The organism is Bradyrhizobium lablabi (genome assembly GCF_900141755.1).
Taxonomy (GTDB): Bacteria; Pseudomonadota; Alphaproteobacteria; order Rhizobiales; family Xanthobacteraceae; genus Bradyrhizobium; species Bradyrhizobium lablabi_A.
This window is the reverse complement of sequence record NZ_LT670844.1, coordinates 6433500-6460094: the sequence shown is the minus strand read 5'-3', so window position 1 is coordinate 6460094 and position 26595 is coordinate 6433500. Positions and strand designations below refer to the sequence as shown.

Here is a 26595-nt window from a genome sequence, read left to right as displayed (position 1 = left end):
AGTTGACTTGAGATCGCAGTTGAGGCTCGTCTCTTGTTCCAGATGGGGTTTCTCCGGGATGGCAACCTGGTATTTGCGGGGCTTACCCTCGAGATCGCCGATCGAACATCCGGCTCACAGCGCGTGGAATCCGAACCGGTCGACGAGAATGAGATGATTTCGAAATGACTGTTCGCTCCATCGGCACTTCGCTGTCGACGCCCGATCTCGCTAACTTGATCTCGTGGACCAGATGACGACTGACTCACCTCGGCAGTTCCTCTATTTCACGAAAGATGAAAAAGGTCCCCTTGCGGGAGTGACAGCGGCGGTAGTCACCACCGCTGCATTTGCAAAGATGTTTTTGCCATTTTATTTCATTGGCTCAACGGGTATTTTTGCGGTAGCCAGCGTGCTCGGGGTTACGCTGATCGCAATTGGTTGGCGCCCTTTATATGACATGGCGACCAAGGTTCCCGACATTCTTCTCTTGTTGGCATTGTTTTACGGCTTGGTTATTGCCAACTTCCTTTTTTATTCTCGGCCGGCCGTCCCGACCACGCACTTGCTTGGTATCCTGATTTTCCATGGGCTCTTCATTATTTTTGGTTTTGCGGCTGCGCGTGCCTTGAGACCGGTATTGGTCATGTTGCTGGGCGCCGGAGCAATCTTTTCGGTCGTGCTCGTCCAGCACATCATCCGGTTCGGTGTACTTATGCAGGACGGCTATCTCAGGGATATCTTCGGCGTCGGAGATCGGATCATATATATCGCATTCCAGCAGGAGATCGGCATAATGCTGGGGTTGGCCGCGCTTGCGGCACTCGGACTAAGTTCAAATCGAGCTTGGCGAATTCTTTCGATCTGCGCCTTGCCGGTCGTTCTGGTGGTTTTGGTTCATATCTCAGCGAGGGGCGCGCTGATCGCGTTCGTTTGTAGTCTGATCTTTCTGGCGAGCGCAGCCATCTGGGTTCGCTCAAAAAAGCTCGCCGTCTTTGGTATCATTGCCGTCGTCGCGGTGGGGACCGTTGCATCAGGCCTGTTTTACGAACGCGCGCTTCACGATCGAGACATCGATGGGGTCGCTGCCGATGCGATTTCCCGCACGATTCGAGAAATTCACAACCCGACTCCCGGCCTACGACTGGAGATATGGTCGCAAGCATGGCACCGCATCATCGCCGAGCCGAATCGACTGTTGTTCGGTCGAGGGATCGGCATTTATCCCGTGGACGAGGGTTACGGCCCTCCGGATTGGCCGCTTCACCGCACCATAGCTTCCCGAGTCTATCCCCATAATGTGCACCTCGAAATGCTTTACGAAGCCGGAATTGCCGGACTGTTGCTGTTCAGCGTTCTTACGTTATCTCCCTTGGTCATCTCGCTGAGGCACTGGCCCTCGCTTACGCTGGCGCAGAAAGCGGCCGTATCCATGTATGTGTTCCACATCGCAGGCTCCGAGTTTTCCGGTGCATTTGCTATCGCATATTTGGACCAATTCTTTTTCGCGCTTACGGTCGGAATTATTGCGCTGAGACGGATGGATGACGCCTTGGCTCCCGGCTTGACGCCATCGAGGGAAAAACTCGATCCGAGACACGGCGCTCAGGTTCTCTCCTAAAGCTTCTTTCAGAAAGTCGCGGGTTCGTGGACAACGGTTCAGCTTCATGCAGGAAATGAGTGCGCTTACGGCAAGCTACGTCACTGCAGCCGCTGCCATGGTCGCCGCGGCACTTTACCTGATATTCAGATTGCGCCTGTTCTTGACGACGACCACCATGCTGGTCGGATCGCTGTTGCTGATCTACGGGCCCGCATGTTTGAGCTATACGCTTTCATCCGGCGAACGCGCGTATTTGATCCACCTGTTGTCGGGTTCGGTCGGCGCACCACATGCAATCTTTGCGGCCATCAAGGCGAAAGGCCTGGATTTAGGCGCCGTCGTCACTGCGATGAATTTTTCAATTGCATTAATGTATCTGGGCATCATCGCAGGGGTCGAGATCGTCGATCGGTTGATTCCCAAACGGATCGCGGCGATGCGGATCGCTTTGACGGACTGGAACGCTCAAACGCTTGAGGATGATCTCGGCAGCCAGCGCTTTCTGCTGATCCTAATTCTATCTCTTGTCGCGTTCATGTTGTTTTTTTCGATTGCCGAGCACCATGTTGCAACGATCTGGAACTTCCTGTCGATTAAAGGGGACGATGATCTTAATGTCGCCAAGAATGCGTTTCGGTTGCATTTTGCCGGAAGCCCCAATTATTCCTACCGCTTGGTACTTGGGGCAGTTGCTCCGATGTTTGTCATTTGGGGTCTGCTGTCAGGCTGGGTGAACAGATCGTTGCCGCTGTTGTTGGCCGCATCTTTGCTGCTCATGGCCACCGCGATCGGAAAACTTGAAATTCTCAGCAAAGCGCCGCCGGCATTTTTTCTGATTCAGCTGATGATCGCGGTTTTTCTGACGTTCACGAACAGGATTACATGGCGAACCGCGCTCGGCGGAGCCTGCGTTGTCGCGCTCGTCTTGTACGCGATCACTCGCCTGATCATGACAATTTCTCAGGGCATCGCAGGGCTGGAATTCGTTTATTTTCGCGTCTTCGAAGTGGAAAATCAGGCGCTGCTGGAAAACTTCGCCACTTTCCCTTACGCGCATCCCTACATGTGGGGCGCCAATCTCCGTCCCGTCGCGGTGCTGATGGGACTGCCCTACTTGCCGGCCTTCAGCATCGTGGCTTTCACATGGTACGGCACCTATGATACTACGAACCCGGCTCTCTTTATTGCTGACGCGTGGGCTGACTTCTCCTACGCCGGCGTGGCCGTGTTTAGCCTGATCGCTGGGGCAGTTTGCCGTTCAGTCGACGCGGCCTTCCTCGTCCATGGCAAGACCGTCGTCGCTGTCGCCGTGCTGGGAGCGACGTTTATTGGTGTATTTACGCTCCTGGCTACCGCGTTGAATATTGCGCTGTTTTCTGGTGGACTGCTGCTGGCACCAGTCTTGGCCGGCTTGTTGGTGACGGCAACGCGCTATTTCGGCCGGCAACGCCCGACGTCGCCGGCCGGGAACGCTACACGGCACAAATAGAGTCCGAACGGACCCACAGGGAATGGGATAATTTTGCAATGGCTGTCCACTCGATCGATGCTTCGCTGCAGGCGCCTGACCTCTCCGACGCCGAAAGCATGAGCCCGATCACGGCTTCTTCGCCTCGACGATTGCTCTACGTCGCGAACGAGGATTTCGCGTTCCTGCTTAATCGTCTGCCGATGGCGCGCGCCGCGCGTGAGGCGGGCTTCGAAGTTCATGTCGCGACACGGGTAAACAAGGGCGCGAAGGCGATCGAGGCCGAGGGCTTCATTTTGCACCGGATACCCTTCCGGCGCGGGGAATTGTCTCCGTTCGCAGCACTTCCGACCATCTTTGCGCTTCGGCGGGTCGAGAAGAAAATTAAACCGCAAATCGTGCATCATGCGGGTTTGCAATGTTGCGTCTATGGGTCGATTGCGGCCTTCGGCAAAAATCTCCTGCAAGTCAATGCCATCACCGGACTTGGCTACATCTTTACGTCGACAACCTGGCGAACGCGGCTGTTAAAGGAAAGCATGAGATGGCTGCTACCCTGGCTTCTAAATCGCAAACGCAGTCTCGTTCTGGTTCAGAACCCCGATGATCGCTCGGCGCTTGACGATCTTGGAATCGAACAGGAGCGAATGGTTCTCATCCCAGGTTCAGGCGTCGATACGGACGCCCTGCAGCCGCTGCCGGAACCGGAAGGGCCTATTACCTTCGGCTTCGCGGGACGCCTCCTGACCGACAAAGGCATCCGGGCATTGGTGTCTGCCCATAGCATTCTGCGTGAGCACGGCCACGATGCCAATCTGATCATCGCAGGGGATCTCGACCCCGCCAATCCAACTTCTATCGCGCTGGAAGAGGTGGAAGAGTGGAGCCGCCGGCCCGGGATCACCTGGCTGGGACACATCGAAGATATCGTCTCGTTATGGCGAAGCTGTCACTTTGCGGTGCTGCCTTCGCACCGGGAAGGCCTGCCAGTGAGCCTGCTCGAAGCAGCGGCGTGCGGACGACCCATGATCGCAACCGACGCGCCCGGTTGCCGCGAGGTCGTCATTGACGAGCAAACCGGTCTTCTGGTGCCGATCGAAGATCCGACGGCACTAGCGCAAGCAATCATGCGTCTCGCCAGATCGTCCGAACTACGCGCACGATACGGTAATGCCGCGCGGCAACTGGTCGTCAGCAAGCTTTCCGCGAAAATTATCGGAAGCTCGATTGTCCAGCTTTATGACGACTTGACGTTGGCATACTCGGGCGACGTCCAGCCATTGTCGCCAGTCGACAAATACCTGCGGCGTACCGGGAAGATCGTGGTGGTCACCCAGCACTATGCGCCCTTCCCCAGTTCGACGTCCGGCTACATGACGGACATCGCAAAAACGCTGGCACAGAAGAACCGCGTAGTGGTGATATCGAGCTCGCCCGATTCAGCCTCCAAATTACCGCCCCAGCCGGGCGAGCCCGAAGTCATCGAGATCAAGAGCTGGTGGCCGGAAAAATCCGCGCTGGTTTCGCGATTGCTCGCCGCCGCGCTGTTTTCCATCCAGGTTTTCGTTACCGTGATGAAGCATGCCCGGAGCGAGGATGTCCTGCTATGCGTGACCACGCCGTTTACGTTGCCATACACCGTTACGCTGGCCGCAAGGCTGCGAAGGGCCGCTGCAGCCTTGATCATCTATGATTTATATCCGGACAGCCTGGTAATGGCCGGCTTTCTCAGGGCCTCCTCCATTCTCACAAAGTGGCTTCGATTTGCCAACGGAGTGATGTTTCGATGGCTCGATGCGATTGTGATCATCGGTCGCGACATGGGTCCGAAATTGCTCGAATATCCCAAAATGACCGCTGCGAAAATCAATCTAATTCCAAATTGGGCGACCCTGCCGATCCGATACAGAGAACTGGACCCCGAAAATCCTTATCGCAGGAGATGCGGGGGTCGATTTATCGTCGCGATGTCGGGCAATTCAGGTTTCACGCACGATCCCAAGTCCGTTTTTGAAGCCGCTCGAATCCTGCAAAACAATCCGGACATCAAATTTTTGCTTTCGGGCGAAGGCGTGGGCTGGAACAAGCTCAATGAGATGCAGACGGCGTCGCCCCTTCCCAACGTTACGCTGACCGAGCGAGTGCCTGAATCCGAGCTGGAGAGCTTTCTCTCCGCTGGCGACATTTGGATCGTGCCCTATCGCAAGAACAACACCGGCGTGTCAGTCCCAAGCCGCATCTACAACTTGCTCGCCATCGGCCGACCGATCATCATCTGTTCGGAGCCGGACGCCGAGGCGGCAATTCTGATGCGGGAGGAGGATATCGGCTGGGTCACCCCCCCAGAAGATCCGGAAGCGATCGCCCAGGTCATCGCATTTGCGGCCTCCGCCGCCGGCAACACCGCTGAAAAAGGGCATCGCGCGGCGATGGTCGCCTCCCGCTTCACGCAGAAGATCGCACTAGGCGCCTATCGCGATGTCATTGACAGGTTGCTGGATGGACAGCTTTCCCGCGCCCGAAACAGCTTGAAAACCGCCGCTTGAAGCTGGCTCGCATCGCGCGACGATCAAAACAGCTTGAAACCGCTTCAGTGAGAGGCGCCAACAAGACATGACCGATGGCGCCAGCCGGCATTATGGGATAAGGGATATGGCATCAAGCTGGCAGCCCTGCCGAGAATAGCTGGCGACGGTGCTTACCGATCTCAAGCCATTCCATGAACGACCAGACCACAGTGCTTGTAACCGGCTCGGACGGGTTCATTGGAAGCCATCTCGTGCCTTATCTCGCTGCACAGGGCTACAAGGTGATAGCCGCATCGAGGGCTCTGTCCAGTTTCGAGAGCCCCAACATAGTCGCTGCATCGCTTCCGGATCTATCAAAGCCGTTCGACTGGCAACCCCTGCTGGGGCAATGCAATGCCGTCGTCCATCTCGCCGGCATCGCTCACACATTCGCTGAAGACGACCTGTATGACCGCGTCAATCATCGAGCGACGGCGACGCTGGCCGACGCCGCATTTCGCTCCGGCGCGCATCTGGTTTTCATCTCGTCCATTGCCGCGCAATCAGGCGCATGCTCCGACCGCGAATTGAGCGAAGATGACGTTCCTAAGCCAATCAATGCCTATGGAAGATCAAAGCTGGGCGCCGAACAGGCTATTCGCGCGGTAGGTACTTCGTTCACAATCCTGCGGCCTGTCGTGATTTTCGGCGACGGCGAAAAGGGGAATTTTGCGTCCATCCATAGGATATCGCGCCTTCCGATTCCACTGCCGTTTGGAGGGTTGACGGCTCAACGATCCGTGCTGTCGGTTCAGAATTTCTGTTCCGCCGTCGCTCTCGCTCTGACCAATCCCGGCGCGCGCGGGGAGACGTTCATCGTATCGGATCCGACGCCGCTCACTCTTTCCGAGATCATCACACGTTACCGGGCAAGCCTGGGCAGACCGCCCTCGCTCATAGCGGTACCCGAACGATGGCTCGAACTGTCTCTCAAAGCCATTGGTCGAAGCGCCATATGGCAAAGGATCGGCCGCCCGCTCGTCGCGCAGCCGAGAAAACTGCTTGCGCTCGGCTGGAAACCATCTTGAGCGACCATGATGGCACTGGGGTCGAAGCCGATCAGCGATATCGCTATTCAACACGCGCCTAGAGCGTGATGACTTTTCTTCGAATCGTCATCCCGCTCTATCTGTTTATCTGAGCATGATCTTTTCGGAAAACCGGTACCCACTTTTCCGGATCATGCTTTAGTGAATGCATCTAGCCAAAGGCGCGGATGAGGTCGACCACGGTCTGCTGCTGCTGCGGCGTGATCTCGGCGAAAATCGGCAACGACAAAATCCGGTCCTGATGACGGCGGGCGTTGGGGAAGTGTTCCGCGCGATGGTTGAAGCGGCGGTAAGCCTCGAGGAAGGGCAGCGCAACCGGATAGTTGATTGCCGTCTGCACGCCGTTGGCGCTCAGATAGGCTGCGAGCTGATCGCGCCTGGGGTGCTGAATCGTGTAGAGATGGTAGACATGGGTTCGATCAGCACCGACCTGCGGCACGATCACATCCTCGATCTGGTTGAGGCCGGCATCGTAGACCGCGGCCGCGGCCTGCCGCGCCTCTGTCCAGCGCGACAGATGCGTCAACTTCGCCGACAGGATCGCCGCCTGCAAGCCATCGAGACGGCTGTTGATGCCCTCGATCTGATGCTGATGCTTGGTCAGGCCGCCATGCCGCGCCAGCATCGCCATCCGTTCTGCGAGATCGGCGCGGTTGGTGACAATGGCACCGGCGTCGCCCATCGCCCCGAGATTCTTGCCCGGATAGAATGAATAGGTCGCAGCTTCGCCGAACGTGCCGACCTGCTGTCCCCTGTATCGCGCCAAATGCGCCTGCGCGCAGTCCTCGATCACCCAAAGGCCATGCTTGCGCGCGATCGCCATGATCGCCGCCATGTCGGCCGGCTGTCCGTAGAGGTGGACCGGTATGATGCCGACGGTTCGCGCCGTGATGGCGCCCTCGATGGCGGCAGGGTCGATGGTGAAGGTAGCGGCATCGGTATCGCAAAACACCACGCTCGCCCCGGCGTGGGTGATCATGGCCGATGTAGAGATCCAGGAATGCGCCGTCGTAATGACTTCGTCGCCGGGCTTGATCCCCAACGCCTTCATCGCAATGTAGAGCGCGTCGGTTCCGTTGGCGCAGGAGACGCAATGCCTGACATCGACGGCGTCGGCGAAGGCACGCTCGAACGCATCGACATAGGGACCGCGAATGAACGCGCTGTCGCGAATGACGGCGGCGACCGCGGCGTCGATTTCCGGCTTGATGGTCTGGTATTGCAGATGAAGATCAGCGTAGGGCACAGCCATCGACTTGGGTTCTCTTCTGGAAACTTAACGGATTAACGTCACCGTCGCGCCAACAGACGCGCCGGATTTCCGACATACGATCCGGCGACCGCGATATCCTTGGTCACCACGGCTCCAGCGCCGATCACGACATCGTCGCAAATCGTCACCGGGAGTATGGTGGCGCCCGACCCGATTGATACCCGGTTGCCGATGGTCGTGGAGCGCCACAATTCCTTGCGCCCGCCGGCCGGACCGCCGGTCGCGAAGGTATCGTTGATGAACATCACCCCGTGGCCGATGAAACAATCCTCGCCGATGCTGACGAGTTCGCAGATGAAGGTGTGGGATTGAACGCGGGTCCGCGCCGCGATGCGGGCGGTTTTCTGAATTTCGGTGAACGGGCCGATAAAGCAGTCGTCGCCGATTTCGCAACCGTAGAGATTGCAAGGCTCCACAATCGTCACACGCGCGCCGAACCGCACATCGTGGACGCAGACATGCCGGATCTCGGGCTCGCTCACGGCAGCTCACCGAGGCGGCACAGCTGCGGAACAAAACTCAACAGCACTTCCTTGCCGGTCTCGATCGACTCGTAGAGCGCCGATATCAATTCGAGACTCTTGCGTCCCTGCAGGCCATCGACCAGCGCCGGGCTCTGGTCGTTGAGGCATTTGACGACATGTTCGTAATAGGCCTGGTGGCCGAACCCGTAGACGTTCGGCGGATTGACCGAAAACTTCTCGATCACGTCCTTGTCGGACGGCAGCTCTTCGGCAAACTGCCAGTGCCGGATATTGTTTACGGCGAAGCCGGCAATCTCTACCGTGCCCTTCTCGCCCAGTATCGAGAGCGAGCCCTCGAGATCTTTCGGCCTCACCGCGGTCGTCGCCTCGATGATGCCAAGCGCGCCATTTCTGAATTTGAGCGTTGCGACCGCCGTGTCTTCGGCTTCGATATTCACCAGCGCCGTCACCGCCCGCGCATGTACGCTGACGACATCGCCGAAGAACCATTCCAGCATATCGACATGATGGCTGGCCTGGTTGGACAGAACGCCGCCGTCATAGGCCCAGGTGCCGCGCCATTTATCCTGATCATAGTAGCCCTGGTCGCGGCACCAGCGCACCCGCACCGTGCCCAGCACCAGACGGCCGAAGCGGCCGGCATCCAGTGCCTCCCGCGCCTTGACCACGGGCACATTGAACCTGTTTTGCTTGACGACGAACAGCTTGACGCCGGCCTGGTCGCAGGCACGGATCATCGCATCGGCATCCTCAAGCCGCAGCGCCATCGGCTTCTCGACAATGACGTGCTTGCCGGCTTTCGCGACCGCGATGGCATGCCGGGGATGCATGCCGCTCGGGGTAAGCACGGAGACGGCGTCGATGTCGTTGCGGCCCAGAAGTTCATCCAGGTCATAGTGCGCGGCCACTCCAAAGCGGGAAGCGAGCGCGTCGGCGCGCTCGCGCGCCTCGTCGCAGACGGCAACCAGTTTGGCGCCGGCGATATGACCGCCCCCAAGCAGGTCGGAATGGCGTTTAGCGATGCGCCCACATCCCAACAGGCCAAACCTGATCACCCGCCCACCTATCTACCGGAAATACACAGGATATTCGTTGCGCACGACCTAGCCGATATCGCCCTCTAACCCAACCATTTTATCGCCGGACGATCCGGGTCGCCGAAACTATACGGCTCATGTTGCCTTTACTCAAAAAAATCATATTAATCAATTGCTTGGAAATTCATCCTGGCCATCCCCTGGCCGGCACGATGTAATCGCCCGACGGCCCGCGGCGCGATCTGAGGTTCCAGAGCAGCTTCCGCGATCCATTCGGGGCGTGCGCTTGCTTCGCAGAAGTCCCTTTTCTCCGAGGCGATCTTGATCGGCAGGCCGCTGGATGTTGACCGCAGCCGATTTCAACCGCATGAGTTTTCCGATGAGACCCCGAACCGATACGCCGCTGGCATCAACGCTCCGGCTGCCACCGGCTATTTTTTCATGACGACGTTAGACCCGCACCGCGCTGCCCTGGCCCTCGTCATTCCAGTCGCAGCCGCGCTGATCTGCGCCGGCCTGATCGTGGTGCTGCGCCCCCTGCTTCAGCGCTATGCGTTGGCCCGGCCCAACGCGCGCTCCTCGCATGTGACGCCAACGCCGCAAGGCGGCGGTATCGCCGTGATCACCGCCACCGCAATCGCCGTGGCGCTGACCGCCTTGCTCGGGACACCCGATCTGGGCCTGACGATCCCCGTTGTGTTGGCTGCCGCTTCCTGCCTTGCGGCGGTCGGCATGATCGACGACCTGCGGCCGATCCCGGTGGTGCCGCGCCTTGCGCTGCAGTTCGCCGTGGTCGCGCTGCTGATCGCAACCCTTCCGCCACAGATGCGGATTTTCGAGGCGATCCCGATTTCGCTGGAGCGGGCGCTGCTGATTCTGGGGCTGCTCTGGTTCGTGAACCTCGTCAACTTCATGGATGGCCTCGACTGGATGACGGTCGCGGAAATGCTTCCGATCACCACCGCGCTCGCGGCATTCGCCCTGTTCGGCGAAGCCCCGCCGGAGGTCCTGCCGATCGCACTGGCGCTCGCCGGCGCCCTGCTCGGTTTTGCCCCCTTCAACCGGCCCGTCGCGCGCTTGTTCCTCGGCGATGTCGGCAGCCTGCCGATTGGTCTTGTGACCGGCTGGTGCCTGATCGAACTGGCATCACGTCAGCATTTTGCGGCGGCGCTGCTGCTGCCGCTTTATTATCTCGCCGACGCAACGATCACGCTGTTCAGGCGGGTTGCGGCCGGCGAGCGGTTTTGGGACGCGCACCGATCGCATTTTTATCAACGCGCCACCAACCATGGATTTAGCGTCCGCCGGGTCATCGCCGACGTATTCCTGCTCAACCTGGTTTTGGCGGGACTGGCGGCAATCTCGATTGCAGCCGGTTCGACGCGCGTCGATCTGGCGACGCTGGCGCTTGGAGCCCTCGGCGTTACGATCGTGCTTGTTCGATTTTCGCGGGTGCGGACTGACTAGCCGGTCCTGCACCGCCGGCAAACTCCGGGATCGCATCCTTTAGCACCGACACGATCAGGTTCCGCTGTTCGCTATTGACCGCCTGCTGCAGCGTGGCCAGCCAGGCCCGGATCACGTTCAGCGACGTCTCGCGAGGCCGCGCCGCGACAATGCCGGCAACCCCGATTTCGACCGTCTCTTCTTCGAACGCGAACAGGATTTCGTTGAGCCGCTCGCCAGGCCGCATGCCGGTGAAGACGATATCGATATCATGGCCCGGCTGCAGCCCTGAAAGCCGGATCATGCGCTCGGCGAGGTCGACGATCTTGACCGGCTGTCCCATGTTGAGCACATAAACCGAAACGTCCGGGCGCGCCGGCATCAGGGCGTGCGTGGCCGCGGTAAGCACGAGATCGCAGGCTTCGCGGATGGTCATGAAATACCTGACCATGTCGGGATGGGTGACCGTCACCGGCCCGCCCGCTTCGATCTGCGCCTTGAATTTCGGCACCACCGATCCGTTCGACGCCAGCACGTTGCCGAATCGGACCGAGATCAAGCGCATCCGCGGTTTGTCGCCCGGCTGGGAGACCAGATCGCGATCGAGCGCCTGGCAATACATTTCCGCGAACCGCTTGGTCAGGCCCAGCATCGAGACCGGCTCGATCGCCTTGTCGGTCGAGATCATCACCATCGCCTTGGCGCCCGCCGCCAGCGCCGCATCGGCGACATTGACCGATCCGAAAATGTTGGTCTTGACCCCCTCGCTCCAGTCGCGCTCGAGGATCGGCACGTGCTTCAGCGCGGCGGCATGAAACACGATATCCGGCTTGAACTCGCTCATCAGCCGCAGGATGCGCTCGCGATCGCGGATGTCCGCGATCCGCCCCTCGATAACCGCGCCGGTCTCGTGCGCCGCCAGCGCCTCGGTGACCGCGTAGAGCGCCGGTTCCGAGTTTTCGATCACCAACAGCCGCGCCGCGCCGAAGGTCACGACGCGCTCGCAAATCTCCGAACCGATCGAGCCGCCGCCGCCGGTGACGATGACCGAGCGGTTCTTCACCAGCGCTTCGAGCCGCGCGTAATCGATTTTTTCGCTGGCGCGAAGCAGCAGGTCCTCGACCGCGACCGTCGTCAGCCGCGGCGTATCCCCGCTCTCCAGCGATGGCAGGCGGCTGACGATCAGCCCGAGCCGGCGCGCGCGCATCAGAACGGCTTCCGGGCGCGCCTCGGGGTCGAACGCCGAGGGCGTCATCACCACGCGTGCAATCGGCCTGTTGCGCCTGGCGAAATCGGCGATCACGTCCTCGATGTCGTCGATGCCGCCCAGCACCGGAATATTGCGGATGGTCTGACCGCGATCGGCGCGCGACGGCGACAACAGGCCAACCGGCCAGATCCGCTTGACCGCGCCGCTTTCTATCCCGCGCAGCAGAATTTCGGCATCCGCGGCGCGGCCTATCAGCAGGGTCGGTGACGCATCCTCAGTCTTCGCGTGATGGCGCACGCGCGTATAGCGGAAATAGCGATAGGCGAAGCGCGAGGCGCTGAGAAAGAACACCTCGAGGAACCAATAGAGGATGATGGTGATCTTGCCGAGGAAGAACGGGGTTTGAAGGTTAGGCGTCCCCAGCGTGCCGTGGACGTTGGGCGCAACAAAGATGTAATCCAGCGCCAGCAATGCGACCGTGAGCACCGTTGCCGCACGGATAATATTCAGCGCGTCCGGCAACGAAATGAAGCGCCATTTCGTGGTCGTCAGTCGGAAGAAGTAGCAAACGACGATACTGAACGCGACGAAATAGGGCAGGATCCGCAGCAGCAGCGGCAACCGTTCGGTAAAGAATTCACCCTCGAAGCGCAGATAGAAGGCAGCAAGAACCGCAAGCGTGGTCGCCAGCGCGTCATGCACTGCGATCAGCAAGTTGCGGTAGGTCAGACCTTGGAAACGTATCATTTCGCTGACCGCTAAAAAATCAGATCGGGGCTGGGCCGTTGCGAGGCTGCTGATAGCCCATCTCCCCGGGAGATGCCAGCCGTCATGACTTGGTTCGAAATTCCGACGCCGCTTCGCGCGAACCTGTCCCCAGCACCATGCCGCCGGCGATGCCCACGCCGAGAACATACATCCAGCCCTCGTGGAAATCGAATATGTGGGAATTGAACAGCGAGGTGAAGATATTTTGCACCACGATCAGCAATCCGATCCAGCTTTCCAAACTCTCGCCGCGGAACAGCATCAGATGCCGCCACCACATCGCGTACAACACGACGATGCCGATCAAGCCCCACTGGATGGCGACATAAAGCGTTTGGTTGTGCGGATTGCCGATAACCTCGGCGGCAGCACCAACCTGGCCAACGGCGGCCTGCTCGAACAGGCCGCGGGTCGATCCCGAGCCGTGCCCGAAGATCGGAGCCTCGCCAAAAAACCGCAGCGACTTTTGCCAGAATTCCAGTCGGTTGCCGATCGAGGTGGGAATATTGCGCTCCTTGTATAGCCGGTAATCCCGTAAGAAGGTCTCCGCCGTCCAGCGCAATTGCGGCGACGTCACCCATGCAACCGCGGCGAACGCAATCGCCGCGCAAACAATGATGGCGATGCTTCGCCATTTCAAATGCAGCAGCGCAAACACCGCGAGCAAGACCGGGATGGTGACAAGTGCGGTCCGTGACACGATGACGAACGACATGTTGACGACGAAGCTCAACGCAACCGCAGTGAGCAACACCGCCAGCCAAATTCGTTTCGCCCGCAGCAGCGTGACAACCGGATAGGCAAGCGCCACCGCGCACAGCGCAAATTCCTGGCTTTGGTCGATGTAGTTCTTGACGAAGATGCCCCGTTCGGTATCCCCCGCTGACTTCAGCGTCAGGCCGGGATCGAACGCGACGATCCAGGACATCACCATCAGCAGCGTGCAGGATACCAGAAAGGCGATGAACACCTGCGCGCCACGCACTGAGCGTTCAAAATGATAGAGCAGCAGCGGCAGCACCAGAAGTTTTGCGGCCGGACTGACCGCATATAGCCGCGCGCCCCATGGCGCGTTCGACCACAGCGTTCCGATCAAGGCGAGCGCGAACAGCGCGATCGGCAGCGCGCAGATCGGCCGCTTCAGCGATTGCAGGAACGCCCTGACGTCGAGGAACGGCGCCATCGTCGCCAGGAATGCGACCCCTAAAATCCCGACCAGCGACGTCGACCAGGGCAGCGACACGGCGATCAAAATGACAAGGATATCGGCCGTGGTCACCCAGGTGGCCGGATCGCGCCAAAGCCGCCACAACGGCGCCGGCCGCGACTCGCTCGCCGCCGCGGTCACGCCTTGCCTCCGCGCGCGCGGTTGACGAGCGAGGTCGTGCTGAAGCCGGGCAGCACGTCGACCAGCAGCACCTCGCCGCCAAAAGCCTCGACGATCTCATGACCGACCACCTGTTCGCGGGTATAATCTCCGCCCTTTACCAGCACGCTCGGCTTGATCGCGGTGATCAATTGGATCGGCGTGTCCTCTTCGAAGATCACGACGAGATCGACTGCCTCCAGCGCCGCCAGCACTTCCGCGCGCGCCCGTTCGTCCTGGACCGGACGTCCCTCGCCCTTCAGCCGCTTGGTCGAGGCGTCGCTGTTCAGGCCGACGATCAGCCGGTCGCAGGCGCCGCGCGCGGCGGTCAGGACCTTGACGTGGCCGGGATGCAAAATGTCAAAACAGCCATTGGTGAATCCGATCCGCAGTCCCTGTTTGCGCCAATCCTGAAGACGCGCGTCGAGGTCGCTGCCCGCCGCAATAATTTTCTCCTCCGCCGCGAGGAACGCGTGCGGCAGGATTTTTCGCCGCAATTCCGCAGATGTCACGATCGCCGTGCCTTTCTTGCTGACGGCGACCGCGGCCGCCGCGTTCGCCATTCGTAGCGCCGTCTCCCAATCGGCCCCCGCCGCCAGCGTCACCGCAAGCACCGCGGCAACCGTATCGCCCGCGCCCGAGACATCACGGACCTTGACCGGATGGGCCGGCACATGGATGGCCTCGCCCTTGCGCGTTACCAGGGTCATGCCGTGCTCGCTTTGGGTTACCAGCATGGCCTCGCAATCAGCAAGCTGCATCGCGTCCTGCGCTGCTTCCGCGATGCTCGCTTCGGTGTCGGCGCGGCTGCGGGTCGCTTCCGCAAACTCCTTGCGATTGGGGGTGAGCAGCGTGGCGCCGCGGTAAATAGCAAAATTGGCGCTTTTGGGATCGACGATCACACGCTTGCCGAGTTTTCGCGCGGTGTCGATGACGTTGCGGATTACGCGCGCCGTCAGCGCGCCCTTGGCATAGTCGGACAGCAACACGATATCGGCGCGGGCGAGCTGCGGCAGGATGGCGTCGATCAGTTTCTGTTCGATATCAGCGGCAGCAGGCGCCGCCACTTCCCAATCCGCCCGCAGCATGTGGGTCGAGAAATGCTCGGAGACAAAACGCACCTTTCGCGTCGTCGGCCGCGCGGCATCGCAAACCAGCACGCTTTCGATCAGGCTTTGTTGCGAAAGCTGCGCCTTCAGTTTCGTCCCCGCCTCGTCCTCGCCGATCAGCCCGACAAAAATGCAGCGCGCGCCGAGCGAGGCGATATTGCGCGCGACATTGCCGGCGCCGCCGATATTGGTCTCGCTGCGTTGCACCGCGATCACCGGCGCAGGCGCCTCCGGCGAAATCCGCGACACCTCGCCATAGACGAATTCGTCGAGCATGAGGTCGCCGACGCAGAGCACGGTCTGGCTGACAATCGAATGCGCGAGGGCGTCAAAATCGAACATCTGTTCTCGTCGGTTGTTGCGCGTCAGCGAAAACGATCGGCGCGATCGAGGAAACCCTTGACGTAAGCACCGACCGCATCTTCCAGCGCGGTGAAACCGCCATTGTAACCGGCGCGCCGCAGCCGATCGACCTCGCTTTGGGTAAAATACTGGTAGCTGCCGCGAATTTGCTCGGGCATATCGACATACTGGATATTTGGAGCCTGGCCGAGCGCGCCATAGGCCGCGAGCATCAAATCCCTAAAACTGCGCGCCTTGCCGGTGCCGACATTGAAGATGCCGCTCACCGAAGGCGTTGCCAACAGCCACATCATCACCCGCACCACATCGTCGACATAGATGAAGTCGCGCCGCTGATCGCCGTCGGCGATGCCGTCGCGATGCGACTTGAACAGCTGCACCGGGCGGCCCGCCTTGATGTCGTCGAAGCGGCGCGCCAGCACGCTCATCATCGTGCCCTTGTGATATTCATTGGGGCCGAACACGTTGAAGAATTTCAGGCCGGCCCATTGCGGCGGCAGCTTGTCGCCGCGCGCCGCGCGCTCGGCCACCGCCAGGTCGAACAGATGCTTGCTCCAGCCATAGAGATTCATCGGCCGCAACTTCTTCAGCGCGTCGACCGAGGGGTCGTCGCGAAACCCTAGCGCGCCGTCGCCATAGGTCGACGCCGATGAGGCGTAGATGAACGGCGTCGCGTTCGCCGTGCACCAGTCGACCAGCCGCATCGAAAGTCGAAAATTGGTCTCGATCACGAGATCGCCGTCGGTCGCGGTGGTCTCTGAAATGGCGCCGAGATGGAGGATGGCGTCGAGCTTGCGGCCGCTCAGCCAAGCCGGCAACTCCGCCGGCGGCACGATGTCGGCGAGCTGGCGCTTGGCGAGATTGCGCCATTTGCCGTCATCGCCGAGCATGTCGCAGACCACGACGTCAGCCCGGCCGGCGTCGTTCAACGCGGCCACGACGTTCGATCCGATAAAACCGGCGCCACCGGTCACCAGCAACATTCGCATCCCTGCCCTTGATATGGAAAGCCAGCTTTGCCCTAGTCCTGTCCGGCAGGCAACTTGGGTAAGCGAGCGTGGTGAAGGGGCGCGACCCATCAGGTCGCTTTACCCCGCCGTGAGGAGCGGTTACCGACAGGTTTGATAAAAACCCGCGACTAAATCTCCAAGACATGAACACATATTCAGACCATATGCTGACGATGGAGGACTTGGCGGATACCCGGCCGGTCCTGATTATCCCCTACATGTGGATCGGCGACTTCGTGCGCGGGCATAGCGTCGTGCGGGTCCTGAAGCAGCGCTGGCCCAACCGGCCGGTCGATCTGCTGGTGACCTCGCTCTGCGCGCCGCTGGTCGATTATATGCCCGGCGTGCGGGCGGGCATCGTCTGGGACCTGCCCCGCAGCCGGCTTGCGGTGGCCAAGCAATCGGGCCTGGCGGCGCAGCTGAGGGCGAGGAGCTACGGCACGGCGCTGGTGCTGCCCCGAACCTGGAAATCGGCCATAGCGCCGGCGCTGGCCGGTATTCCGGAACGGGTAGGGTTTGTCGGCGAATTCAGGTTCGGGCTGCTCAACCGATGGCGCTGGGGCGAAAAGGCCCTGCCCCGCTTCATCGACAAAAACGCCGCCCTGGCGCTCCCGGACGGGGCGCCCTTGCCGCCGGAATGGCCGGTGCCGCAGCTCAATGTTCCCGCCGAGGAGGTGGCCCGATGGCGGCAGGCGAACGGGCTGGGCACGGGAACCGCGGTGGCGCTCGCCCCGGGCTCGGTCGGCGCCTCCAAGCGCTGGACCCATTATCCACAGGCCGCGCGCCTTCTGGCCGAGCAGGGCCTGGATGTCTGGGTGGTGGGCGGGCCCGGCGAAAAGGCGCTGGCCGCGGAAATCGTTGCCGCGGGCGGACCACGCGTACGCGACCTTACGGGTGCCGACCTGCGCAATGGCATTCTGGCGATGGCAGCGGCTGACGTCGCGATCTCAAACGATTCCGGCCTGATGCATATCGCAGCCGCCCTGGGAACGCCGACCATGGGCATTTTCGGTCCCACCAGCCCGTATCACTGGGCGCCGCTGAACGGCCTTGCTGCGACCGTGCAGACCAAAACCATGGTCCCGTGCCAACCCTGCCACCGGCCGGTCTGCACCATGAATGACCATCGCTGCATGCGGGACATCCCTGCATCCGATGTGGTCGAGACCGTCGGGCGCGTGCTGGCGGAGACCGGAGCTCGCGTTGCGCATTGATTTTGCGGGCCTGGATTTCGCGAGCTTGAATTTTGCGACCTTGCGCCGCCGCCGCGCGCTCATTACCAGAGATGGCTGCAACCTGGACGGTGCGACTTGAACCGCGATTCCAAAGACCTGATCGGAGCCCACCTAAGTCAATCGCTCGCCGCGCTTGAGCGCGCGACGCAGGATGCGGCGCTGCTCGCCGCCGCGCGCAAGACCGCTGAGATCATCATCGCCGCGCTGCGCGCGGGCAACAAGCTCCTGATCATCGGCAATGGCGGCAGCGCCGCAGATGCCCAGCATATCGCCGCCGAAATCGTCGGCCGCTACAAGCAGGACCGGCCGGCTTATGCCGCAATCGCGCTGACCACCGACACCTCCGCGTTGACATCCATTGCCAACGATTACGGCTTTGAGCAGATGTTCGCGCGGCAGGTTGACGGTCTCGGCCAGCGCGGCGATGTGCTGCTGGCGTTATCCACCTCGGGACGCTCGCCGAACATTCTGGCGGCGTTGCGTGTCGCGCGCGAGCGCGGACTAATCACCGTCGGCTTCACCGGAACCAAGGGCAAAACCCTCGGCGCGCTCTGCGATCATCTGCTGGTCGCGCCCAGCGACGACACGCCGGTGATCCAGCAAATTCATCTCGCGGTGGCGCACGGTATCTGCGACGAGATCGAGCAGACGTTGATGCGCGGGGCCGCGAAAAAATGAGCGGCATCGCTTCCGCCCGCTCCGCGCCGAAGCCTGCCGCGTTCCTCGACCGTGACGGGGTCGTCAATCACGACGACGGCTACATGGGCACGCGGCAGCGGATTCGCTGGATGCCGAATGCGGCAAAGGCGATCCGCAGGCTCAACGCGGCCGGATATCTTGTGTTCTTCTTCACCAACCAATCCGGCGTGGCACGCGGTTTCTTCACCGAAGACGAACTCAACACCCTGCACGACTGGATGCGCGCCGAACTCGCTGCCCAAGGTGCCGTCGTCGACGACATCAGATACTGCCCGCATCATCCCGACGGGACGGTCGCGGGCTACCTCGAGGATCACCATTGGCGCAAGCCGAGCCCCGGCATGATCCTCGATTTGATGGCGCACTGGCCGGTCCGGCACGAAGGCAGTTTTGTCATTGGCGACCGCCCGACCGATATCGAGGCGGCGGAAGCCGCAGGCCTCCCCGGCTTTCTGTTCGAAGGCGGCGACCTCGACGCGTTTGTCGCCGCGGTGATGGCTCAGACGAGCCTGCGATAGACTTCGGCTATTCGGCCAGCTTCCGCGTCCAGGCTGAACTTTTCCAGAACCCGCGCGCGGCCGCGTTCGCCCATCGCGCTCGCCGCTGCCGGATCGCGCATCAGCGGCTCCAGCGCCGCCACCAGCGCATCCACATCGCCCGGCGGCGTCAGTACGCCGGTAACACCGTCTTCGACCACGAGTTCGGCGGCGCCCGCGCGCGAGGCCACCAGCGCCGCACCCACCGACATCGCCTCGATCAGCGTCAATCCAAAACCCTCGTTGCGCGAGGTGAAGGCGTATATCGTCAGCCGCCGGTACCAGCGCTGCACCGCCTCGATCTCAACCTCGCCGGTGATAACGATGCGCGATTGGAGACCCGCGGCAGCGATTCTTTTTTTCAGATCATTCGCAAAAGGCATCTGCTCCGGCGTGATCGCGCCGACCATGACGGCGGTGAAATCGGGATAGCGCGGCAACAGCCGGCACATCGCCTCGACAAAGACGTCGCTGCCCTTCTGCGCGCGCACCCGCCCAAAGCAGCCGACGGCGTAGCGGCCCGGCAACACAGCTTCGGCGAACGCCGCGGCGCGATTGGCGGGTGGCGCGTAAGTGTCGGTATCGACGCCGTGCGGAATTACGGTTGCTTGCACTTTAAGAAACGAGGCCGAGATGTCGCTGGTGGCGATGATCGCGTCCATCCTTCGGATCAGCCATCGCGTGATCCAGGTGTGGTGCCGCTGCGCCGCCGAGGTGAACACCAGTTTTAGCGGCCAGCCGAGGAAGCGCAGCACGACGCCCGCGATCATCTCGTTGTTGCGCCGCGCATGCCAGATCACGGGCGTGCCGCGCCGCCATAATTTCAGGAGATCCGCAAGCCGCATTGGCGCGATGCCGCCGGGTGCATCGGGGCCGAGCCATGCGGCGGGGAACATCTTTGCAAGTTTCGGAGCCACCATGCGGTTCGTCGCGGTGACGCCCGAATAGCGCCTGTGCAGATTCGGCACGATCAGTTGCAGATTGTCCACGCAAAACTCCGTTTCGCGGGATTCCTATACGCAACATTAAGCATAGTGGCCAGTTCGCTTGCGCCGAAACCCACTCTTCACCGCGCCCCCGATAGCATCGCCTACATGAGAGGGAGATGGGTGAACTCATGACCGTGCTTGTCACCGGCGGCGCCGGCTATATCGGAAGTCACATGGTTCGCGCGCTGACGGACGCCAGCGAAAGCGTCGTGGTGATCGACAATTTGTCGACCGGCTTTTCCCAATTCCTGCCCGAAGGCGTTCCCCTGTTCATCGGCGATGCCGCCGACGAGAACCTCGTCGAGGGCGTGATATCGGCACACAGTGTCGAAAGCATCATCCACTTCGCGGGTTCCGTGGTGGTGCCGGATTCGATGCGCGATCCGCTCGCTTATTACCGCAACAATACCATGACCACGCGCAGCCTCTTGACCGCGGCAGTCAAGTGCGGCGTCAACCGTTTTATCTTTTCGTCGACGGCAGCGGTTTACGGCAATCCGGACCAGGTGCCGGTTCCCGAACATGCGCCGACACGGCCCCTGTCGCCCTACGGTTCGTCGAAGCTGATGACCGAAATCATGTTGCATGATACAGCCTCCGCGCACGGCATGAACTATATCGTGCTGCGCTACTTCAATGTCGCGGGGGCAGACCCGGACGCGCGCATCGGGCTTGCAACCGTCGGCGCGACGCATCTGTTGAAAATCGCGGTCGAAGCGGCCACCGGACAGCGTGCCAAGATCGATGTGTTCGGTACCGATTACCCGACGCCGGACGGAAGTTGCATCCGCGATTTCGTCCATGTGACCGACCTGACCCAGGCGCATCGCGCCGCGCTTTCTTATTTGCGCGGCGGCGGCACGTCCGTGACCCTGAATTGCGGCTATGGCCGCGGCTACTCGGTGCTGGAAACCATCGAGGCGGTGCGGCGCGTCTCCGGGCGCAATTTTGCGGTTCAATATGCCCCGCGGCGATCAGGCGATATCATGACCATGATCGCGGATACCGCCCGCATCCGCTCGACGCTGGACTGGACGCCGCAATATGACGATCTCGACACCATCGCCGCGCATGCGCTCAAATGGGAAGAGAAATTGTCCAGGGAGCGCCATGGCGACTTGCAGCACGCGGTATCGGCCTAAAATCCGGCGCGACGCAAGCCCTGATTTGGCTTGAAAAACGGCGATTTAGCGGGCAAGGAGGCATTCGCATCAACCTGACGCGCGGGCGGCTCGCCGCCCACCGCCGTCCATGGAGCGCGGATGGCCCCGTTTCCGAAGAAAATTACTGACGACCCCTACGGGGCGGTGATCCTGATTCGCCGCCTGGTCATGGAACAAGGGGTGACGTATTGGCGGCGCTATTTGCTTGCCCTCGTGCTGATGGGCGTCTCCGCCGGCGCAACGGCCGGATCGGCCTGGGTGCTCGGCCAGGTGATCAACCAGGCCTATGTCGACAAGAACGTCCGTGGCATCGTGATCTGGTCGCTGGTGATCACCGTGCTGTTCGCGATTAAGGGTGCTTCGACCTACGGGGGCACCGTTATCCTGTCCAAGATCAGCAACGCCATCCTCGCCAATAATCAGCGGGCGCTGTTTGCCAAGCTGATGAACGAAAGCGTCGGATTTTTTTCCGAGCGGCATTCCTCCGAATTTCTGGCCCGGCTGACGGCGGGCGCGAAATCGATCACCGACGTTCTCAATTCGCTGATCAACGCGGTTGGACGGGATTTGCTGCTCCTGATCAGCCTCGCCGTCGTCATGGTGATGCAGGATCCCTTCATGTCGATGCTGGGACTGCTAGTGACGCCGCCGGCGATGCTGGTGCTGCGCAAGCTGGTGAAGCGAATCAAGGGATTGGCTTACACCCAATTCACCGGTACCGCCGACATTCTCGAGACCATGCAGGAATCACTGCAGGGCATTCGCACCGTCAAGGCGTTCACACTCGAACAGACCATGCGCGAGCGCATCGACGCCAGCATTGCGGCCGTCGAGCGCAACGCCAACAAGATGGCCCGGGTTTCCAACCGTTCCAACCCGCTGATGGAGATGCTCGGCGGCTTCGCGGTCGCCGGCGGCCTGCTCTATGGCGGCTATAGCGTGGTGGCGCTGGCCGCAACGCCTGGGCAGTTTTTTTCCTTCCTGTCGGCCTTCCTGCTGGCGACCGAGCCGGCCAAACGCCTGGCGCGGCTCAACATCGAGTTGAACAGCAATCTGGTGGGCGCGCGGATGCTCCTGGAAGTCGTCGACAGTCCCGCCAGCGAACTATCCGACGACGACAAACCGTCGCTGAAGCTATCCGATGCGCGGATCGAATTGCGCGATGTCAGCTTCGCTTATCGCGCCAACGAGCCGGTGCTCAACCGCATGAGCTTTGTTGCCGAGCCCGGAAAGGTCACGGCATTGGTTGGTCCCTCCGGCGGCGGCAAGTCGACGGTGCTGGCACTGCTGTTGCGCTTCTATGAAGTGACCCAGGGCGACATTTTGATCGACAGCCAATCGATCTCCGCGGTATCGCGCCGGTCGCTGCGCCAGCAGACCGCCTATGTCGGCCAGGATGTCTATCTGTTCCGCGACACCATCCGCGAGAACATCGCCTTCGGCAAGGAAGGCGCGACGGAAGCCGAGATCATCGAGGCCGCGAAGGCGGCCTGCGCGCATGAGTTCATCATGAGCTTCCCGCTCGGCTATGACACGCCGGTCGGCGAGCACGGTACGCAACTGTCCGGTGGCCAACGCCAGCGTGTCGCGGTGGCTCGCGCGCTGCTCAAGAACGCGCCGATCATCCTGCTCGATGAGGCGACTGCGGCGCTTGATTCCGAGTCTGAGAAGCAGGTGCAGGAGGCGATCGAGCATCTCTGCCAGAACCGCACCACCATCGTCATCGCCCATCGCCTGCACACCATCATGCACGCCGACGCCATCCTGGTGGTCGAGGGCGGCGAAATCGTCGAGCGCGGGCGGCATGAGGATCTGTTGCGCCGCGGCGGCCGTTATGCCTCGTTCTTCCGCCTGCAGCATCGCGAGACCGGGCCGCTGACGCTGACGCCGATCAGCGCAACCGCATGAAGCTTCGATCGAACTTCTTCCGCAGGCCCGCCGGGCAAAAGCCGTTTTGTCCCATCAACTGAGAGCGGACGCGACTATGAGGCCAAGAACGGCAAGGGTCAGGGCATATTTGAGCGCGTAATAGACTTTGCGGTTCCATTGTTTGACGCGGCGTCCGGCCAAATGGATCTCGTAGAGCCAGCCGAACACCTTGTTGAGCACGCCGACATGCTCGCCGTCCACATTCTGGGTAGCAGACGCCTTGACGATGTGATGGCTTACGTAACGGTTGATCGCGGTCAAAGGGGCGTACTTCATCGGCCGTTCAACATCGCAGAACAGGATGATTCGAGTTTGATCGGTCGCATTCTCAGCGCTGTGGATGAAGGTCTCGTCGAACATGAAAGCCTGCCCGTCGCGCCAAACGCATTCCACGCCATCGACCAGGATTCGGCATTTGTCCGAATTGGGGGTGATCAATCCGAGGTGATAACGCAATGAGCCGGCGAACGGATCACGGTGCGCGCCAAGCTTTCCTCCGGGCGGCAGCAATGCAAACATGGCGCCGTGGACGCTCGGAATCGAGTTCAGTAGCTCAACTGTCTTCGGGCACAGCGCGCGTGCCGAAGGCAGAAAGTCGTCGTACCATTTGAGATAAAAGCGCTTCCAACCGCTCTTGAAGAACGAATAAAATCCCCAGTCGTTGTTGGTTGCTGCTGCCCGTATAAAACCCTCGTCGAACAGCTTTACCGCTTCGTCACGGATCGTCTCCCAATTGTCCTGAAGTCTTGCCAGTTCGGGAAAGCGGTCGACCGAGATCACCGGCTCGTTCGGAACCGCCGAACCCGCGTACATCAGTACATTGTAAGGGGCGAGGAGCGTCGAGTGATCGCCGAGTTGACGCCCGACCCGAAGGGGCTCACGACCACGGAAATGGACGTACATGGTGCACGCCGCGATGACATAAATGCCGACAAACTGTGGCGCGAGAAGCTGTTTCAGCATATCCCGTTCCTATGACCCTGGTCCCCCAATACTCCCGTGGTCCGGACGTATTTAGCAAAAGCCGATCCGGGGTGGAAGCGTCCAAACAAGAAACGCGAGGCGGGAGGGAGCGCACTTTCGCTGCCGCGACAATTCAAATTTTATTTCATCAGGCACCTGGTCTTAGCAGCATGGCTGGACGCGAGACCTGGCCGGCTCACTGCGGAACTCGACCTAGGGCGGGACGATTCCAGCGCGCAGGACACGCAAGACATTGCCGCCCGTGACCTTCCGTATGTCGGTCTCCGAAAAGCCGATATTCAAGAGGGCTTGAGTTACGGCGACGACCTGGCTCGCGTCAAAGCCCGTGGTTGTCGAACCGTCGAAGTCCGAACCAAGCCCGACGTGATCAATGCCAACGAGATCGCGGACATGGGCAATGGCTCGCGCCGCGTCCTTGGGATCAGTCGAGCAGATTGCCCCTTTCCAATAGCCAATGCCGATCACGCCGCCGGTCTTGGCAACACCCGTGATTTCCTCGTCGGTCAGATTGCGATTGACCTTGCAAGTCGCCTGGACGCCGCCATGGCTGAAGACAAGCGGACGCGTGGCCATCGCCAGCACCTCGGCAACCGTCGCATGACTGGCATGCGCCAGATCGACAATCATTCCCAGAGTCTCCATCCGGCGCACGACCTGGCGGCCGAGCGGTGTCAGCCCGCCTTTTCCGACACCATGCATGGACCCCGCGACGTCATTGTCGAAGAAGTGCGCAAGGCCCGCCATTCTGAAGCCGGCGGCGCAGAGCACATCCAGATTGGCGATGTTGCCCTCGATATCCTGCAAGCCTTCGATCGACAGCATTCCGCCAACCGCCTGATCCCCGTTTTTTCGGTCGGCAAGCAGGCGATCGATGTCCGATGGAGCACGGATCAGTCGCAGCCGTCCGCCCGACCGTTCGGCAAAACTCCGGAGTTTTTCCGCATGCCACAGCGAACGTTCGAGCAGCGAAGTCCATGTCCTCGGCGGTTGCAGGTCGATGATGGCCAGGTTCGTGATGGTGTCGCTGTCGGCGCCGTTGGAGTCGTAATTCTGCCCCTGGGGCGATTTTGTCACCGACGAGAAGACCTGGAGCGCGTAGTGCCCCTCGATCAAGCGCGGCAGGTCGATATGCCCACGATCCGATCGCGTCAGCAATTCGCGCTTCCACAACAAACTGTCGGCATGCATGTCGGCCACGTCAAGCGTCGACTGCAGCGCCTGCGCTGCCGGAGTGATGCTCAGCGGAACCGGCTCGATCTTGTTCTGCGACCGGTCGATCTTGCCCGGCGTAGTCGCGAAAAAGCGAACACCGGCAACGATCAGAACAGCAACGACCAGGGCAAGACCAATCAAAACCCATTTCTTCAAGGACGTGACCTCCCGGATTTCACCGCTCGTTACTGTTCCCCAGCACTAGCCCCGATAGGCGCAATCGCGTAAATACGACCCGTCCTCCCTCCTTAACCCATTCAGGCCTCCTTTTCATGAACGCCACATCCTTCGTCATCCCGGCCCCGCCGCAGGCTTCGATCCCGGTTGCCGGCGACACAAAATCGTTTCCGGTGCGCCGCATCTGGTGCGTCGGGCGCAATTATCTCGAGCACATCCGCGAGATGGGAAATGACGAGCGGGCGCCGCCGTTTTTCTTCGCCAAGCATGCCGACATGCTGGAGCCCGACGGCGCCACCATTCCCTACCCGCCGCTGACCAAGGACCTGCATCACGAGGTCGAGTTGATCGTGGCGATGAAGAGCGGCGGCCTCAATATTCCGGCCGACAAGGCGCTCGACCACGTCTACGGCTATGGCGTCGGCATCGACCTCACCCGCCGCGACCTGCAGCTTGCCGCGCGCAAGAAAGAGCGGCCGTGGGAAGTCGGCAAATCGTTCGACCATTCCGCGCCCTGCGGCGCGCTGCAGCCGGCCTCGAAAATCGGCCATCCGGCAAAAGGCAAGATCTGGCTCTCGGTCAATGGCACCGAGCGGCAGGCGGGCGACCTCACCGAGTTGATCTGGAGCGTGCCGGAGATCATCGCCAAACTGTCGGAGCAGGTTTCGCTCGGAGCCGGCGATATCATCATGACGGGGACGCCGGCCGGCGTCGCGGCGCTCTCGCCCGGCGACAAAATCGAATGCGGGGTCGATGGCGTCGGCACCTTGAAGGTCACGATCGGCAAGCCCGCGGCACAGTAAGCGCCCTAAGGCGAGCAAACGCGAAAATAGAGGCCCCGGACCCCCGTCCGGGGCCTTTTTTGCGTCCAAATTCGAGCGCGTCTCAGTAGAACTACCTAGAAACTCGCAATCCGTTAACCATAAGCAAATTAGGCA

Annotated in this window: 21 protein-coding genes and 1 pseudogene; 12 read left to right on the top strand and 10 right to left on the bottom strand. The window is 61.0% G+C overall.

All coding sequences use genetic code 11. The features are described 5' to 3' along the window. The first annotated feature begins 232 nt into the window (after positions 1 to 232). The 5 genes and pseudogenes from B5526_RS29810 to B5526_RS29795 all read left to right on the top strand — a co-directional run bounded on the left by B5526_RS29810 (position 233) and on the right by B5526_RS29795 (position 6645). Entirely contained in the window at positions 233 to 1600 is a 1368-nt protein-coding gene (locus B5526_RS29810; protein ID WP_079543344.1) for an O-antigen ligase family protein, read from the top strand. Between the two features lie 46 nt (positions 1601 to 1646). Further along, positions 1647 to 3071: a hypothetical protein gene (locus tag B5526_RS29805; protein WP_079543343.1), complete on the top strand. Its 1425-nt coding sequence runs from the start codon at positions 1647 to 1649 to the stop codon at positions 3069 to 3071. 98 nt (positions 3072 to 3169) lie between these two features. Continuing rightward, positions 3170 to 4309: pseudogene (locus B5526_RS39200) on the top strand (glycosyltransferase family 4 protein); the annotation flags it as partial. Between the two features lie 114 nt (positions 4310 to 4423). After that, positions 4424 to 5596, top strand: coding sequence for a glycosyltransferase family 4 protein (locus B5526_RS39630; RefSeq protein WP_349642787.1), 1173 nt, complete (start codon positions 4424 to 4426; stop codon positions 5594 to 5596). A 173-nt stretch (positions 5597 to 5769) separates the two neighbouring features. Beyond that, the gene (locus B5526_RS29795; RefSeq protein ID WP_079543341.1) at positions 5770 to 6645 is read left to right on the top strand and encodes an NAD-dependent epimerase/dehydratase family protein; all 876 of its coding nucleotides are present in this window, start codon (positions 5770 to 5772) and stop codon (positions 6643 to 6645) included. A 172-nt stretch (positions 6646 to 6817) separates the two neighbouring features. Here the strand turns inward: B5526_RS29795 and B5526_RS29790 are convergent, their stop codons facing one another. Genes B5526_RS29790 through B5526_RS29780 form a run of 3 tightly spaced genes read right to left on the bottom strand, consistent with a single transcriptional unit; the run spans position 6818 to position 9479 of the window. Then, a complete protein-coding gene (locus B5526_RS29790) occupies positions 6818 to 7918 on the bottom strand; it encodes a DegT/DnrJ/EryC1/StrS family aminotransferase (RefSeq protein ID WP_079543340.1) in 1101 nt (366 codons plus the stop codon). Positions 7919 to 7956: 38 nt separating this feature from the next. Further along, positions 7957 to 8421, bottom strand: a complete 465-nt coding sequence (locus B5526_RS29785) for an acyltransferase (protein WP_079543339.1) — start codon at positions 8419 to 8421, stop codon at positions 7957 to 7959. Next, on the bottom strand, positions 8418 to 9479 hold the full coding sequence (locus tag B5526_RS29780; protein WP_079543338.1) for a Gfo/Idh/MocA family protein: 1062 nt from the start codon (positions 9477 to 9479) through the stop codon (positions 8418 to 8420). The genes B5526_RS29785 and B5526_RS29780 overlap by 4 nt, the downstream gene beginning before the upstream one ends. A 423-nt stretch (positions 9480 to 9902) precedes the next feature. Here B5526_RS29780 and B5526_RS29775 point away from each other — a divergent pair, with 423 nt between their 5' ends. Further along, positions 9903 to 10928: an MraY family glycosyltransferase gene (locus B5526_RS29775; RefSeq protein ID WP_079545569.1), complete on the top strand. Its 1026-nt coding sequence runs from the start codon at positions 9903 to 9905 to the stop codon at positions 10926 to 10928. On the opposite strand, the gene B5526_RS29770 is transcribed toward B5526_RS29775, so the two are convergent. The 4 genes from B5526_RS29770 to rfaD form a co-directional block, all read right to left on the bottom strand. Beyond that, on the bottom strand, positions 10885 to 12864 hold the full coding sequence (locus B5526_RS29770) for an SDR family NAD(P)-dependent oxidoreductase (RefSeq protein ID WP_079543337.1): 1980 nt from the start codon (positions 12862 to 12864) through the stop codon (positions 10885 to 10887). The two genes, B5526_RS29775 and B5526_RS29770, sit on opposite strands and share 44 nt — an antisense overlap. 82 nt (positions 12865 to 12946) lie before the next feature. Continuing rightward, positions 12947 to 14233 carry an O-antigen ligase family protein gene (locus tag B5526_RS29765; RefSeq protein ID WP_079543336.1) on the bottom strand — a complete coding sequence of 429 codons (1287 nt, stop codon included), beginning with the start codon at positions 14231 to 14233 and terminating at the stop codon, positions 12947 to 12949. Further along, positions 14230 to 15702 (bottom strand): D-glycero-beta-D-manno-heptose-7-phosphate kinase, encoded by a 1473-nt coding sequence (rfaE1, locus tag B5526_RS29760; RefSeq protein ID WP_079543335.1) that lies wholly within the window; start codon positions 15700 to 15702, stop codon positions 14230 to 14232. Before rfaE1 ends, B5526_RS29765 begins: the two co-directional genes overlap by 4 nt. Positions 15703 to 15725: 23 nt before the next feature. Beyond that, positions 15726 to 16706 (bottom strand): ADP-glyceromanno-heptose 6-epimerase, encoded by a 981-nt coding sequence (gene rfaD, locus B5526_RS29755; RefSeq protein ID WP_079543334.1) that lies wholly within the window; start codon positions 16704 to 16706, stop codon positions 15726 to 15728. A 170-nt stretch (positions 16707 to 16876) separates the two neighbouring features. On the opposite strand from rfaD, the gene waaF reads away from it, so the two are divergent. From waaF to B5526_RS29740, 3 genes are all read left to right on the top strand, one after another. Further along, on the top strand, positions 16877 to 17947 hold the full coding sequence (gene waaF / locus B5526_RS29750) for a lipopolysaccharide heptosyltransferase II (protein ID WP_079543333.1): 1071 nt from the start codon (positions 16877 to 16879) through the stop codon (positions 17945 to 17947). Between the two features lie 96 nt (positions 17948 to 18043). Further along, positions 18044 to 18646: a D-sedoheptulose 7-phosphate isomerase gene (locus tag B5526_RS29745; RefSeq protein WP_079543332.1), complete on the top strand. Its 603-nt coding sequence runs from the start codon at positions 18044 to 18046 to the stop codon at positions 18644 to 18646. Beyond that, complete coding sequence (locus tag B5526_RS29740; RefSeq protein ID WP_079543331.1) at positions 18643 to 19185, top strand: HAD family hydrolase; 543 nt, start codon at positions 18643 to 18645, stop codon at positions 19183 to 19185. Before B5526_RS29745 ends, B5526_RS29740 begins: the two co-directional genes overlap by 4 nt. Here B5526_RS29740 and B5526_RS29735 read toward each other — a convergent pair. After that, complete coding sequence (locus B5526_RS29735) at positions 19167 to 20192, bottom strand: glycosyltransferase family 4 protein (RefSeq protein WP_079543330.1); 1026 nt, start codon at positions 20190 to 20192, stop codon at positions 19167 to 19169. The two genes, B5526_RS29740 and B5526_RS29735, sit on opposite strands and share 19 nt — an antisense overlap. A 128-nt stretch (positions 20193 to 20320) precedes the next feature. Between B5526_RS29735 and galE the strand changes: the two genes are divergently transcribed. Together galE and B5526_RS29725 are read left to right on the top strand one after the other, a co-directional pair. Further along, positions 20321 to 21334 carry a UDP-glucose 4-epimerase GalE gene (gene galE, locus B5526_RS29730; protein ID WP_079545567.1) on the top strand — a complete coding sequence of 338 codons (1014 nt, stop codon included), beginning with the start codon at positions 20321 to 20323 and terminating at the stop codon, positions 21332 to 21334. Between the two features lie 120 nt (positions 21335 to 21454). Continuing rightward, positions 21455 to 23263, top strand: a complete 1809-nt coding sequence (locus B5526_RS29725; protein ID WP_079543329.1) for an ABC transporter ATP-binding protein — start codon at positions 21455 to 21457, stop codon at positions 23261 to 23263. A gap of 54 nt (positions 23264 to 23317) precedes the next feature. Here the strand turns inward: B5526_RS29725 and B5526_RS29720 are convergent, their stop codons facing one another. Beyond that, positions 23318 to 24247 carry an aspartyl/asparaginyl beta-hydroxylase domain-containing protein gene (locus tag B5526_RS29720; RefSeq protein ID WP_079543328.1) on the bottom strand — a complete coding sequence of 310 codons (930 nt, stop codon included), beginning with the start codon at positions 24245 to 24247 and terminating at the stop codon, positions 23318 to 23320. 213 nt (positions 24248 to 24460) lie between these two features. Next, positions 24461 to 25636, bottom strand: coding sequence for a dipeptidase (locus tag B5526_RS29715; protein ID WP_079543327.1), 1176 nt, complete (start codon positions 25634 to 25636; stop codon positions 24461 to 24463). A 116-nt stretch (positions 25637 to 25752) separates the two neighbouring features. Between B5526_RS29715 and B5526_RS29710 the strand changes: the two genes are divergently transcribed. After that, positions 25753 to 26460 carry a fumarylacetoacetate hydrolase family protein gene (locus tag B5526_RS29710; RefSeq protein ID WP_079543326.1) on the top strand — a complete coding sequence of 236 codons (708 nt, stop codon included), beginning with the start codon at positions 25753 to 25755 and terminating at the stop codon, positions 26458 to 26460. Positions 26461 to 26595 lie beyond the last annotated feature (135 nt).

What these genes read in the sequence shown, in the direction of transcription:
- B5526_RS29810 (WP_079543344.1), top strand. Translation starts at nt 233, where the DNA reads ATGACGACTGACTCACCTCGGCAGTTCCTCTATTTCACGAAAGATGAA.
- B5526_RS29805 (WP_079543343.1), top strand. Translation starts at nt 1,647, where the DNA reads ATGCAGGAAATGAGTGCGCTTACGGCAAGCTACGTCACTGCAGCCGCT.
- B5526_RS39630 (WP_349642787.1), top strand. Translation starts at nt 4,424, where the DNA reads ATGACGGACATCGCAAAAACGCTGGCACAGAAGAACCGCGTAGTGGTG.
- B5526_RS29795 (WP_079543341.1), top strand. Translation starts at nt 5,770, where the DNA reads ATGAACGACCAGACCACAGTGCTTGTAACCGGCTCGGACGGGTTCATT.
- B5526_RS29790 (WP_079543340.1), bottom strand. Translation starts at nt 7,918, where the DNA reads ATGGCTGTGCCCTACGCTGATCTTCATCTGCAATACCAGACCATCAAG.
- B5526_RS29775 (WP_079545569.1), top strand. Translation starts at nt 9,903, where the DNA reads ATGACGACGTTAGACCCGCACCGCGCTGCCCTGGCCCTCGTCATTCCA.
- B5526_RS29770 (WP_079543337.1), bottom strand. Translation starts at nt 12,864, where the DNA reads ATGATACGTTTCCAAGGTCTGACCTACCGCAACTTGCTGATCGCAGTG.
- rfaE1 (WP_079543335.1), bottom strand. Translation starts at nt 15,702, where the DNA reads ATGTTCGATTTTGACGCCCTCGCGCATTCGATTGTCAGCCAGACCGTG.
- rfaD (WP_079543334.1), bottom strand. Translation starts at nt 16,706, where the DNA reads ATGTTGCTGGTGACCGGTGGCGCCGGTTTTATCGGATCGAACGTCGTG.
- waaF (WP_079543333.1), top strand. Translation starts at nt 16,877, where the DNA reads ATGAACACATATTCAGACCATATGCTGACGATGGAGGACTTGGCGGAT.
- B5526_RS29740 (WP_079543331.1), top strand. Translation starts at nt 18,643, where the DNA reads ATGAGCGGCATCGCTTCCGCCCGCTCCGCGCCGAAGCCTGCCGCGTTC.
- galE (WP_079545567.1), top strand. Translation starts at nt 20,321, where the DNA reads ATGACCGTGCTTGTCACCGGCGGCGCCGGCTATATCGGAAGTCACATG.
- B5526_RS29725 (WP_079543329.1), top strand. Translation starts at nt 21,455, where the DNA reads ATGGCCCCGTTTCCGAAGAAAATTACTGACGACCCCTACGGGGCGGTG.
- B5526_RS29720 (WP_079543328.1), bottom strand. Translation starts at nt 24,247, where the DNA reads ATGCTGAAACAGCTTCTCGCGCCACAGTTTGTCGGCATTTATGTCATC.
- B5526_RS29710 (WP_079543326.1), top strand. Translation starts at nt 25,753, where the DNA reads ATGAACGCCACATCCTTCGTCATCCCGGCCCCGCCGCAGGCTTCGATC.